The organism is Tardiphaga sp. P4_G1 (assembly GCF_056401215.1).
In genome coordinates, this window is the sequence record NZ_JBFUJU010000004.1 from 41,552 (window position 1) to 54,358 (window position 12,807).

The window sequence follows — 12,807 nt, forward strand, 5'->3', positions numbered from 1 at the left end:
CGGCATCACAATGGTAAAATCAAAAGAACTCACTCCCGCAAAACGCAGGAGCCTTGCAGAACTCACGCGCGGCTTGCGCGGAATCGTTATTTTCTTGTTCATCGTATCGGGGCTGATCAACGTTCTGGCTCTGACTGGCTCGCTATATATGATGCAGATCTATGACCGAGCCTTGACCAGCGGAAGCATACCGACGCTGGTCGTGCTCTCAGGTCTGGCTGTGGGGCTGTATCTGTTTCAGGGCTGCTTCGACGTCATCCGGTCCCAAGTGCTTGTTCGTGTCGGTGCCCGGATGGACAAGAAGATTGCGCCACTCGCGCACCGGGTCGCGATCGATATGCCGCGTTTTGGCTTTTCGACATCGGAGGCTCTTGAGCGGGGTCGCGATGTCGATACGGTTCGTGGTTTCCTGGGCAGTCAGGGACCGGCAGCACTGTTCGATCTTCCCTGGATGCCGATCTATCTTGCATTCATCTATTTCCTTCATCCGCTGCTTGGTGCGTTGACGATCGCGGGCGCGCTCTTTCTGACGGTTATGACGGTTGTCAGCGAAGTGCTGACAAAACGTCTCAGCGTGTCAACACGCAAGGCGGCGCTCGCGCGAAACACGATTGCCGACTGCAATGCGCGCAATGCCGACGTTCTCAAGGCCATGGGCTTTGCCGGGCGAGCTGTGGGTCGTTTCAACGAGGCAAACGGCGAGCATCTGGAATTGCAGACCAAAGCCAACGATATCACAGGTACATTTGCAGCTGTCTCTCGGGTCTTCCGCATGATCCTGCAATCGGCGCTGCTTGGCCTTGGCGCATATTTAACAATCAAGAATGAATTGTCCGCCGGTGCGATCATTGCATGTTCGGTAGCCTCTTCGCGCGCGCTCGCGCCAGTCGATCTCGCGATCGGAAACTGGAAGTCGTTTATCGCAGCACGCATGGCTTATGCGCGGCTACGCGATACGGTGATCGCTCTTGCTGCGGCGGACCAGCCAATGCAACTACCAGCCCCGAGCATGCGTCTAACGGTGGACAAGGCGACCATTGCTGCCCCGGGATCAGGCCAAATTATTTTGAGCGATATCAACTTCGAGATCGAGGCGGGACAGGCGCTTGGAATCATCGGCCCCAGTGCGGGCGGTAAGACCACCATGGTGCGTGCACTGACCGGCATATGGCCCGTGCTGCGTGGAAGTGTGAGGCTCGACGGGGCCGATCTTAGCCAATGGCGCGAGGACGAGATTGGCCAGCACATCGGCTACCTGCCACAAGAAGTTAGCTTGATGGATGCAACAATCGAAGAGAACATCTGTAGGTTCGAGCCGCAGCCGGACTTTCGCAAGGTTGTCGACGCCGCGAAAGCGGCTGGCGTTCATGAGATGATCGTGAAGATGCCGTCGGGATATCGGACCCAACTGGGTCCGCAAGGCGCGGCTTTGTCCGCCGGTCAACGACAGCGCGTCGCGTTGGCACGCGCGCTCTATGGCAACCCCTTCATCGTCGTCATGGACGAGCCGAATTCAAACCTTGACGGCGAAGGCGAAGAAGCACTCACGCGAGCGATCGGGGGTATTCGCGAGCGCGGGGGAATCACGATCGTCATCGCGCATCGGCCAAGCGCGCTTGTGGCGGTGGACCTCGTCGCCATCGTACAGAATGGCCGGATGGTCGCTTTCGGCAATAAGCACGACATTATGACGCCGGGTCTGCAGGGGGCTGCCAAGCCGGTTACAGAAGATCAACAAACAATGGTCAGGAGGCCAGCATGATTACAGCCAGGGCCACCAAGCAGGAATCCGGACCGGCGAAACAGAGCCGCGATGATTTTGTCGAGAGCGACAACCACAAGGGAAGGCTTGTTCCGGTTGTCTTTCTATTATTTTTGGCCAGTTGCGTAGCCTATCTGCGCAGCTTTCTGCCGATTCGCGTCGAAGCGCGCGCGGATGAAAAGCACGAACAGCCTAATAAAGAGAGCAGCGAAGACGGAAGCGATAACGAACAGCGCGTTCAAGGCGAAGCAGAATCAGAAGAGGACGTAACTGGCGGCACGGAACGGACGCGAGGATCGTCGAGATCCAATGCTCCGATCCTGCCTAAATCGGAGGAGGACGTACAGAACAGCTCCGTCACGCATGGGAGTGGGCTGGAACGGCCACCTGTTGTGCACCTAAGTTCCGGATCATCGATCGATCCGGAGCGCCCGAAGGATAACCGGCCAGCGGGGCAGGGTGACACCGGGCGAACCGGCGGCGGCGGCGGCGGAGGCGGAGGCGGAGATGGAGACAGCAGAGGATCGGGCGCACAGCCGCAAGGACCGCGTCCACCCCTGATCGACATTCCAAATTCCGGAGGCGTGAATCCAGAGACGGCGCGGAACAGGGCGCCGCGCATCAACGGCCCGGTGTATCTCCAGGACATATATGGTTGCCAGGCGTTCTTGATTTCAATGCTCGCTCTTCTGGCAGGCGCGAGCGATGCTGACGGTGACAGTCTGCGTGTTGTCGGCTTGTCTGCGAACACCGGGCGCGTGAGCCAAAGCGCCGAGGGCGATTGGTCTTTTGTTCATGATCAGGGAATGCTTGGACCGGTCAAGTTGACGTATTTCATCACAGACGGGTTCGTCGTTGTACCTCAAGTAGCCTATTTTAATGTCGTGGCAGCGCCCCCGATCGTCGGAACGAGCGGGGACGACAATCTTCTTGGTACGCAATGCGTTGATACCATCAACGCTGGGGACGGCAATGACAATATAGATGCGCGCGAAGGCAATGATGTCATTATCGGTGGCGCGGGTAACGACCACATCGTCGCTGGGGCCGGCAATGATGTCGTCTATGCCGGTGCGGGAAATGATGTTGTGTTTGCAGGTTCTGGCAATGACATCGTCTTTGGCGGGGCAGGAAACGACCGGATCTACGGCGAAGACGGCGACGACAACTTGATGGGTGAAAACGGCAATGATGTGCTGTTCGGTGGCGCAGGTAATGACATCATTCTTGCCGGTGCGGGCGAAGACCTTGCTAGGGGCGATCGAGGCAACGACACACTCGACGGTGGGGATGGCGACGATAATCTCGATGGCGGCGATGGCGCGGACATTGTGATTGCCGGTGCCGGCAATGACCTCATCGCGGGTGGCGATGGTAACGATACACTTTCCGACGGCGTCGGTCGCGACACCGTTGATGGCGGCGCGGGTGATGACTACCTGATTGCGGCCGCAGACGGCGAAGCAGACAGCTACGATGGCGGGGCGGGCATCGATACTTTGGATTATTCGACCGCGACATCCGGAGTTGTGGTTGACGTCGCAAATAATGCTGCGAGCGGCGCGGATATCGGAAGCGACACAATCACGCGATTTGAAGCCGTGATTGGCGGAAGCGGCGGTGACACGATCGTCGCCGCAGTGTCGTCGCTGTCAATGGATGGGGCGGCGGGCAACGACAGATTGATCGGAGGAATTGGTGACGATGTCGTCGCGGATGGTGCGGGCCAGGACATCGTGCAGACCGGGGAGGGCGATGATCGCGTCTTGGCGACCGCGGATGCTGCGAGTGATCAATTCGATGGAGGCGACGGCTCAGATACACTGTCTTATGCCACCGCGACCCTCAGCGTCACCATCGACCTTGCGAATGGACGCGCGGACGGTCAGGACATTGGTCACGACCTGATCAATTCGTTTGAAAAGATCATTGGTGGAGGGGGGGACGATCGCCTGATTGCCGGTTCGGGATCGGTTTCCATGACCGGCGGCCCGGGCCGGGATCGTTTTGAGTTTCAACGCAGCGATGACGACCATGAGCCGCTCCTGATCCGCAAGATCACCGACTTCACGGTGGGCGATCGCATTTTTGCGGCGACATACGAAATCGCCTATTTGCAAGAAGCGGACGCCGGGCAGCAGATCGCGGATATGTTCGACGACATCTATCTGCAGGGTAATCAGGATAACCGACCGGTTCGCTTTCGGTTCGAACATCTGGATGAAGGTGAATTTACCGTGGTGGATGTGCATGACCGACCGGATTCAAACGACTTTTTCTCCATCGAAGTCGCCGGGCATCACCAGCTCCAGTTCACAGTTGCCATAAGCTAAAGCAGGCAGGACCTCGGATAATGAAACATTTTGACGCCAGACAGTTTGAGGCAGAAGTTGTCGCGCCGGAGCCCGTTCGCGGCAATTCCTTCCGTATATGGCCGCGTATCGTTGGAGGTCTTACACTCGTTCTACTGTTGGTAGCCGGCTGCGGGGGATGGGCCGCGCTGGCAATGTTGGAGGGGGCCGTTGTCGCGTCGGGTGTGGCGAAAGTCGACCAGAACCTAAAAGAAGTTCAGCATAGGGATGGAGGTATCGTAAAGACTCTCGCCGTCCGGCACGGCGATTTCGTCAAGCAGGGGCAGATTCTCGCGACGCTTGATGATGTGCAGATTAGGGCCGAACTCCTGATCGTGCGGTCCCAGCTTGGCGAGTCCCTTGGGCGTCAGGCGCGATTGACCGCTGAGCGTGATAACTTGCCGTCCATTGATTTCCCTGCCGAACTTCCAGCAATCTCGACCTCGGTTGATACGGTGATTCAGGGAGAACGGCGCTTGTTTGCAGGCAACAAGCTTGGTCGAGATAGCCAGAAGGAGCAGCTTGAGCTGAGCATTGCTCAAACCGGCGAAGAAATTAACGGAATGGAAGCGCGTCTGACAGCTAAAGAGGAAGAGATCAAGCTCGTGGGCGTCGAGCGTGACAAGCTGAACGATCTTTTTGCCAAGCAGATCGTCGAATACACCCGCGTCTATTCGGTTCACCGGGATTGGGCGCGGATTCGCGGCGAACGCGGCGAAATCATCTCCAGTATCGCCCGTGCGAAGGTCCGGACTAGCGAAATTCGCGTACAGATTATTGCCGTCGATCAGAACGCCAGCACCGAGGCGCAACGTGATCTGAGATTAATTGATGCTCGAATATCTGAGTTGAACGAACGCAAGCTCGCCATTGAGGACCGGCTATCACGTACCGAGATTCGTTCGCCGATCACAGGATACGTAAATGAGCTCTTCGTGTTCACCATTGGAGGGGTCATCACGCCTGCCGCGCGCATTGCCACCATCGTGCCTGAAGGTGTCGAGCTGAAGTTCGAGGTGAAGATCTCTCCTACCGATATTGATCAGGTCAGAGAAGGGCAGAGTGCCCGGGTGCGATTGACTTCGTTTAACCGTACAACCACGCCTGAACTTACAGCGCGCGTCGCTATGGTATCGCCGGCATCGGTGAAGGACCCGTCAAATGGGCAAGAGTACTACATGGCCTATCTTCAGCTCACGAACGACGCCATGTCGAAGATCAAGGATATGAGGCTCGTTCCCGGAATGCCTGCCGAGGTCTTCATCTCCACAAAAGAGCGAACAGCAGCGTCGTATTTGGTGAAGCCGTTTACGGACCAGATGAACCGGGCATTCCGAGAAAGGTAATTAGAAATTGGCGATTTGCAGAGAGCGGTTGAGGTCCCCTGTTGGCGGATTTCGTTGGAAAACTCCCCTGATAAAGGGGAACGCGGTCGCTGCTGCTATCTCGGTATCGGCGGAGACTGAATCGATGATGGGTCCAAAGCAGACTGATTAGGCAGCTCTGTTCCACGGGTTCACTCGAGCGGCCAGCACTGAATTTCGCCACGCCGGACGCCGGTTCGCTGCTGGATTGGCGGCGGGCTTGCGGATGACCTGGTAGAGCAGCTGATCGCCACGATCGCTGCCAATCTAAGTGTCAGGACGCCTCCGATCTGCGCCCATCGTGGCACCTCGGCGGATCTACGCGGAGCGAACTTGGCCCAGCGCCGAATGTTAGAGGGAAATTACCTAGAGTTTCTGGACATGCTTTTTAGCGGGAACGTCCGAGACAGACATCTTAATGCATTCTCCAGGCAGCGGCTTCCGAACGTCATTCAGGCGTCATTGATGATGAGGAAGGTCGATGTCGCTGCGCCTCAGCAGATAATCAAGACCGCCGATCCGGAACCAACGGCAGCCATTGCCCTCCAGGATGAGGTGGTGCTTGCCCTTATCGTCGGCACGGCTGTGGCTTTCGGACAGCAAGTTGATGAGATGTAGATCGCGTCCGTAGTCCAATCCGACCGCAAGAGTGACCTCGCGAGCCTCATCGTCGAAGTTGTGAACGAACGGCAGGGAATTGTTGCGTGCTGCGAGAGGGAACGCCTGCAGAAGCGGTCTGGCCCAGTTCATGTATCGCGCCGATGCTGAGACGCAGACCGTCGCTCGCCTGAGCGGTGGACTACTGATTCGCGCTGGCCTCGCCTGTGTCCTCGGCGGCCTGGAGCCGCCATCGCTGCTGATCATGGACGAGCCCACCAATCATCTGGACATCAACTCCATCGAGGCCATTGAAGCCGGATTGCGCGCCTATGACGGCGCGCTGCTTGTCGTGAGTCACGACGAGGGGGTTTTTGGACGCCATCGGGATCTCGCGAAAAGTTTGTCTCGGCGCGGCGGCCTGATCAGGTTGATGTCGCTGGATGCGCCGCATGAAGGGGCGGGGAGTCCCAGAGGCAAGGCGAAGTCCCTATAGATTTGAGTTTCGCCTATTTCGATTTCCCCCAAGGAATGCCTAGAGTTTCAGACCCGACGGCTCGGCGGCGACGATCTCAAAATCCAAACTATTTCTCCAGTCATACGAGCCGAGCGGATTTTGCGATTCTTCCGGATCCCGGCGAACTTCGGGGTTATGCTCAGGTGGAAGGTGCGCTGCGCTCCCACGATACGCTAGGTCGGGGGGGGGGGGCCGGTGGCTCGGGAAGGCGTGGTGAGCGTAAGCGGTCCAGTCAAGGCGGCCATGCTTGGTACCTCATGGGCCTTTGGGGCAGTCGCGGTCGCCCTGCGCGACCATTGTCAGCTCCTAAAGCGTGGCCTGATAAATGCCATCGGTCTGCGATGGTCCTGAGCAACGGTTATCTGTAACCTACTATTGAGTGGGGAAAGCCAGGGAGCAATCGTATGAAGTCTCCCGTAGCCGAGAGGTCATTGTCATTGGTGGTCATAAGACGAGCGTCAGTTTGGAAGAAGCGTTTTGGAGCGGGATGAAGGAAATCGCCGGTGCGCGCAGTATCACTGCTGTCGATCTAGCAAGCGAGATCGATCGCAACAGGGATCAGGGAAATCTGTCGGCGGCTGTTCGGCTTCAGGTTCTCGCGCATTATCGCGATCAGATGCCGCCGCCCAATTTGCCGCCTTCTGAACGAATTCACTCGGTAACCTGACACACTTCATCGACGGAATGTCACGCGACGACTTGGGCGATCCTTCGAATACGGATATCACATCGAAGAGGATCTCACTTCGGCAGAGCGAGTTGCGGAGTTTCTTCGACGTCCGATCAAAACGACGATAGTGAAACACCAAGCAGCCGCACCGCCTTCTGTAGCGGTATCGCATTTTCGAGCAAGCCGACGCGATGTTTGCGAGTTCGTCGCGGCTGCCGACGTTCAAGGCGACGAACCGGCTCCCGCGACATGATCTCGAAATCGGAGAACCTCTCCTTGATTCCGTCCGAGGGGGGTACCTTTGCCGGCTGACCGCGGTCCAGTGGTGCTTGGTTAATGTATCAGCTACTCCATGGGTTATACGTCGCGCGCCGAGCTCGTGGCTCGCACCTTGCGATAAACGCCACGGTTCTGTTGTTCGACCTGCTCGGCTCCTTTGGTTCAGCTGTCCCACTTCGAAGCAAGCACGATGCTGCACATATCGATCCGCCGAAAGTTCGGATCCTTGAATGCAAGGACGTCGTCGTTGAATGTTCCGAAGGTGGTGTCGGGGCGGTGCTTCATGCCCTGATAAAAGGCATCGATAATTCCATGCTTGAAGTCGTGGCCGCGCGGAAAGGCGGCGGCCACGGCCTCGCGTTCCGCATCGGTATATTGGTCATAGCCGCGCCCAGCGACATCCATGCCCGCCCCTGCCTGTACCAGCGCGATCTCGGGGCGCATGAATTGAGGGATACCGGGCGTGGTGTGAAGCGCTACGGCGTTCCAGACCGTTTCGATATCGCTTTCGGAGATGTTGTGGCTCCGCAGAAAATCACGCGCGGCATTCGCGCCGTCCACTTCGAACCGCAGGTGGCTGTGTTGGTAGTGCGCGGTGAGCCCGATATCGTGAAACATAGACGCTGCGTAAAGGAGCTCGGGATCGAAAACGAGCCCCATCCGTTTTGCTGTCAGGGCTCCCCAGAAATAGACCCGCACGGAGTGATGGAAGAGCAAATCGCTCTCGGTGTTACGGATAAGCTCGGTCACCTCACGCGCGATCTTACTGTCGGGGATGCGAACTCCAGATATCTGCTCAACGGTCATGGCTTGTCCTCATCGTGACTTGATCGGTGGAGCACGGGCTCAATGTTCGAGTACGGCCTGCGGCGTATTCCGGAAGCTGATGGCCAGGCGGTTATAGCTGTTCATCAGGCCGATCGCGATCGTCAGATCGACGAGCTGCTTCTCGTCGAAAACCTCACGCGCGGCTCTGTAAGCACTATCCGGCACGCCGGTCTCAGTGACGCGCGTGACGCTCTCGGCCCAGGCCAGCGCGGCGCGTTCGGTCGCGCTGAAGAGATTGCCGCTCTCTTCCCACGCCTGCACCAGCGCAAGCTTTTCGATCTTCACGCCCTTCTTGATGAGGTCGCGGGTGTGCATGTCGAGACAATAGGCGCAGTTGTTGATCTGCGAGACCCGCAGATAAACGAGATCCACCAGCTCACCCGACAGTCCGCTCTGCATGACATAACCATAGACACCGCCGAGTGCCTTGATCCCGTTCGGAGCAATCTGGTTGTAATCGAGTCTTTTGGTCATCGCTTCAATCCTTCGAGTTTCACTTGATGCGCGTGGTAAGCGTCTTGTCGTCGGAGTCGACGACGAAGACCGCGAGCAACTTCGCAGGCCTGGTCTTGCTCGCATTACGGCTGATGGAATGGGTCGCGTTCGGCGGTTCGGACCAGCTCTCGCCGGACTTGTAAATGCGGGTCTCGCCGTCGTTCACCTTCGACTCGACCGCGCCCGAAACCACATAGGCATAGATGAAGGCGGACTTCGCATGGGTGTGCGGCGGCGATGCCGCGCCCGGTGCATAGTTGACTTCAACGGCGACGAGCGACTTACCAGGGATGTTCGGAATTGCCTGATTGAACTTGGGCGTGACCGTTTCGGTCTGGCCGTCATGTGCCGAGGCGGGCCCGGCGACCGCGAAAGCGAGCGCGGCGCAGGCGATGGTGACAAGGGTGCGGATCGTCATGAGCTTTCTCCTTCTGTAAACCCGAAGATGGCCCAGGCTGGGCCAGAAAAAAGCACCAAGAACGCGAAGAAATCATATACTTCGACGCCATGACTCTGAACCTGAATATCGACCGTAAAGCGAAGGTCCCTTTGGCGGAACAGATCCGAAAAGGCGTGACGACCGCCATCGAGGGCGGCGTGCTGGAGCCCGGTGCGCGTCTGCCGTCATGGCAGGATCTCGCCGCGCAGCTCGGTGTCGCGCGCGGGACCGTGCGGACGGCCTACGAGAAGCTGGCCGCCGCCCAGTTGATCGAAGCCTCGCGGGCGACCGGCACGCGCGTCGCATTGCGTCCGCGCGCTGTCGTCAAGCGCGAGCAGCCGCCGGACGCAGGCTCGTTCATGGAGACCTATCGGGAAATGACGCAGGGACCTGCGTTGTTCCAGATGGGCGTGCCGGCTATCGAGACGTTTCCGGCAACCTTGTTCGCACGCATTCGCGCGCAAGCGGTCCGTGCCGAGGCGAGTGCGCCGCCCATTTATCCCGACCCGCGCGGCGAGCTTGAACTGAGGCGGGAGATCGCCGGCTATCTGGCCATCGCCCGCGGCATCAATTGTTTACCATCGCAGGTCATGGTCACCGGCGGTTTCAGCGCTGGCCTCGGCCTGGCAGTCAGCGTGCTCAATCTCGGTGGCCAGACGGCCTGGGTCGAAAATCCGGGCTTTCCATTCACCAGAAAGGGACTCGAACTCGCAGGCCTATCCCTCGCCGCCATCCCGGTCGATGCCGACGGCATCGATATCGATCATGGCCTGCGCCACCATCCGGACGCGAAGCTCGTCGTCGTGACGCCCGGCCAGCAGGCGCCGCTCGGTGCCACTTTGTCGCTTGAGCGGCGCCTTCGCCTGCTTGAGTGGGCAGCCACGAACCAAGTCTGGGTGATCGAAGACGACTATCTGAGCGAACTGCAACTGGTCGGCCGGGCTGCGCCGGCACTGGCGTCGCTCGACCGCGACGCGCGCGTCATTCACATCGGTTCGTTCAGCAAAACGATCAGCCCGACAGTTCGGCTCGGTTTCCTGGTCGCACCGGTCGAACTAGCCGATCGGTTCGGGGAGGTCGCTGCGTGTCTCGCGCCCGCCCCCGGCCCCGCGGTGCAACTCGCAACCGCCGAGTTCATGCATGAGGGGCACTACATGCGCCATCTCCGGCGCACCAAGCGCGCCTATGCCGCCAAGCGGCAGGCGCTGCTGGATTGTCTTCAGGCATCCGTCGGCGCCGATCGCGTCGCCACGCCTGGCCTGGCCGTATTGCTGAAATTGCCGAGCAGAACGTCAGATTTGGTTGTCGCACGCGAAGTCTCGGCGTTCGGCATGGCTCCATCGCCGCTTTCGTCTTGGTATGTGTCGACTGACGGCGTCAAGTCCGGGCTTCTGCTTGGTGTCGCGACGGCACCCACAAGAAGCCTTGCTCGGATCTGTGATCGRCTCTTTGAAGTAATCCACCGGTTAACCTGATCAGATTGAAGACTGAGGCAACTGGTCCGCCTGTGGATCGATGACTGAACGTGCAGATGAATTCGTGGAATTCTGGATTTCCAAGCATCTCAAAGCGGAGATTTCGCGAAGGCGCAGGATCTCGCGGAGCAATGCCTGACGGCGGCGAGGGGCGGCCAAGATCTCGGTATCTGAAGTTACGGACGAATTTCCCGATCTGGTGAGCCACATGGCGTCAGAGATTGAAGACGCCAGCGATCGCGTCTTGAAGGGGTTGGTCAATTCCTGCGAGCAAGCGTAAAATCGAGGTGTCCACAGATTCGGGGAAAGATATGCAAACAACCAAGGTTCGCGTTACGACGCCTATGTCGGAGGGAAAGCCGCCTATGGTGTGGCATTTGGAACTTATGACGGCGAATCCGGCCGAGGCGATTCGATGGACGAAGGCCGCTCCTCAAGTTTTGGCGAACGCCACCGTGGAAGTTATCGGGCAAGCTGCTGCCTGAGATCTTTCAAAGACAGGTGAGGGCGTGGGACCGCGCCTTCACATAGCCGAGCTGCGATAGGCAGCGCGGCTTTCCTTATGCTCGGTGCGTCCCAGTTAGTCTGAACCCAAAGCCTGGGCAATGTCGGCGATCAGATCGGCCGGGTGTTCGATGCCGATGGAGAGACGGACCGTGGAATCGAGGATGCCAAGCTTCAGGCGGACGTCTGCCGGCACTCCGGAATGCGTCATGCTCGCGGGCAGACTCGCGAGCGACTCCGTTCCGCCTAGACTGACGGCGAGCTTGAAAATCTGCAACGCGTTGAGAAATTTGAAGGCGGCGCCCTGACCGCCCGCGATGTCGAACGAGAAGGTGGAGCCGGCGCCGGTGCACTGCCTCTTGTAGAGGTGGCCTGCCGGGGAGTTCTCGTCGAGGTGACCGAGGTAATGGACCTTGGCTACTCCGGCGTGGTCGCGCAGGTAGTCCGCGACGAGCCGCGCGTTGGTATCGGCTTTTTCCATCCGGATGCTCAATGTCTCGAGCGACCGGCTGAGCATCCAGCAGGAGTGCGGGTCCAACTGAGTGCCGATGGCTCCGCGCAGCGCCCCGATGTCTTTCATGAGAGTTTTCGAACCGAGCGCGGCGCCTGCGATGAGATCGGAGTGACCGCCAACGTACTTCGTAAGCGAGTACAGCGATAGATCCGCACCGTGTTCGATTGGTCGCTGAAAGATGGGACCGAGCAGCGTATTGTCACACGCAACGAGGGGAGCATGACCCTGCGCCCGGCCGATCGTGTCAGCCACCCGGCGCACCATCGCGATGTCGACAAGGCCGTTGGTCGGATTCGCCGGCGTTTCGATGAAGATCATCGCGACGCGGCCTTTGCTCATCGCATCTTTCGCCGCCGCGCTGAGTGCTGACTCGTCGACGCCATCGGCGAAGCCCACCGCGCCGATGGACAGACCCGCGAGCGTGTTGGCGAAGAGGGTCTCGGTTCCGCCATAAAGAGGTTGGGAGTGGAGGATCACGTCGCCCGGCCGCACAATTGCAAGGATCGTGGTTGCGATCGCCGACATTCCGGACGAGAACAATGCGCACTTCTCAGTGCGCTCGTAGACAGCGAGCCTGTCCTCCACGATCTCGCTGTTGGGGTGATTGAAGCGCGAGTAGACCAACCCCGCGCCCGTCCCCTCGGGCGGCTCGCGCCGACCCGAGACGTAATTGAAATAGTCTTGTCCGTCCTCCGCGGTCTTGAAAACGAATGTCGACGTCAGGAACACGGGAGGCTTGACGGCACCTTCGGACAGTTGCGGATCGTATCCGTAGTTCAGCATCAGTGTTTCGGGATGGAGCGCGTGGTTGCCGATGTGCGTCTTCGATGGAAACGGTTTCACCATGGTCCAACTCGCTTTCCGGTTCGATCAATTACAGCCTTGCTGCACACACAATTGGTGCAAATATGTTAAACGCAACAGATGGCGGAACGAAGAAAAGAGCAGACCTGTTACTCGCTGGTGCAGGGAACCGGGTAATCTCTCGGCATCGCCGTGTCAGTCGCGGGCG

General features: G+C 58.8%; 9 protein-coding genes and 2 pseudogenes. 6 read left to right on the forward strand and 5 right to left on the reverse strand.

What is annotated here, in order from left to right; genetic code table 11:
• Positions 1 to 10 precede the first annotated feature (10 nt).
• From AC1DUY_RS10630 to AC1DUY_RS10640, 3 genes are read left to right on the forward strand one after another with little or no spacing between them, the layout of a single operon-like run.
• The gene (locus tag AC1DUY_RS10630) at positions 11 to 1,762 is read left to right on the forward strand and encodes a type I secretion system permease/ATPase (protein WP_478114131.1); all 1,752 of its coding nucleotides are present in this window, start codon (positions 11 to 13) and stop codon (positions 1,760 to 1,762) included.
• Complete coding sequence (locus tag AC1DUY_RS10635; RefSeq protein ID WP_478114133.1) at positions 1,759 to 4,095, forward strand: calcium-binding protein; 2,337 nt, start codon at positions 1,759 to 1,761, stop codon at positions 4,093 to 4,095. The genes AC1DUY_RS10630 and AC1DUY_RS10635 overlap by 4 nt, the downstream gene beginning before the upstream one ends.
• 20 nt (positions 4,096 to 4,115) lie before the next feature.
• Complete coding sequence (locus AC1DUY_RS10640) at positions 4,116 to 5,459, forward strand: HlyD family type I secretion periplasmic adaptor subunit (RefSeq protein WP_478114135.1); 1,344 nt, start codon at positions 4,116 to 4,118, stop codon at positions 5,457 to 5,459.
• A gap of 477 nt (positions 5,460 to 5,936) precedes the next feature.
• Here the strand turns inward: AC1DUY_RS10640 and AC1DUY_RS10645 are convergent, their stop codons facing one another.
• Positions 5,937 to 6,227, reverse strand: a complete 291-nt coding sequence (locus AC1DUY_RS10645) for a hypothetical protein (protein WP_478114137.1) — start codon at positions 6,225 to 6,227, stop codon at positions 5,937 to 5,939.
• Here AC1DUY_RS10645 and AC1DUY_RS10650 point away from each other — a divergent pair.
• Positions 6,196 to 6,499: pseudogene (locus AC1DUY_RS10650) on the forward strand (P-loop NTPase family protein); the annotation flags it as partial. The gene AC1DUY_RS10645 and the pseudogene AC1DUY_RS10650 sit on opposite strands and share 32 nt — an antisense overlap.
• Positions 6,500 to 6,995: 496 nt before the next feature.
• Positions 6,996 to 7,258: pseudogene (locus tag AC1DUY_RS10655) on the forward strand (ribbon-helix-helix domain-containing protein).
• Between the two features lie 444 nt (positions 7,259 to 7,702).
• Here the strand turns inward: AC1DUY_RS10655 and AC1DUY_RS10660 are convergent.
• The 3 genes from AC1DUY_RS10660 to AC1DUY_RS10670 are packed head-to-tail and all read right to left on the reverse strand — an operon-like array spanning position 7,703 to position 9,281.
• On the reverse strand, positions 7,703 to 8,347 hold the full coding sequence (locus AC1DUY_RS10660) for an HD domain-containing protein (RefSeq protein WP_478114139.1): 645 nt from the start codon (positions 8,345 to 8,347) through the stop codon (positions 7,703 to 7,705).
• A 39-nt stretch (positions 8,348 to 8,386) separates the two neighbouring features.
• Positions 8,387 to 8,842: a carboxymuconolactone decarboxylase family protein gene (locus AC1DUY_RS10665; protein WP_478114141.1), complete on the reverse strand. Its 456-nt coding sequence runs from the start codon at positions 8,840 to 8,842 to the stop codon at positions 8,387 to 8,389.
• A gap of 19 nt (positions 8,843 to 8,861) precedes the next feature.
• On the reverse strand, positions 8,862 to 9,281 hold the full coding sequence (locus AC1DUY_RS10670; RefSeq protein WP_478114143.1) for a cupin domain-containing protein: 420 nt from the start codon (positions 9,279 to 9,281) through the stop codon (positions 8,862 to 8,864).
• 89 nt (positions 9,282 to 9,370) lie between these two features.
• Between AC1DUY_RS10670 and pdxR the strand changes: the two genes are divergently transcribed.
• Positions 9,371 to 10,777 carry a MocR-like pyridoxine biosynthesis transcription factor PdxR gene (pdxR, locus tag AC1DUY_RS10675; RefSeq protein ID WP_478114145.1) on the forward strand — a complete coding sequence of 469 codons (1,407 nt, stop codon included), beginning with the start codon at positions 9,371 to 9,373 and terminating at the stop codon, positions 10,775 to 10,777.
• 580 nt (positions 10,778 to 11,357) lie between these two features.
• Here the strand turns inward: pdxR and AC1DUY_RS10680 are convergent.
• Positions 11,358 to 12,641 (reverse strand): cystathionine gamma-synthase family protein, encoded by a 1,284-nt coding sequence (locus AC1DUY_RS10680; RefSeq protein ID WP_478114147.1) that lies wholly within the window; start codon positions 12,639 to 12,641, stop codon positions 11,358 to 11,360.
• Positions 12,642 to 12,807: the final 166 nt, after the last annotated feature.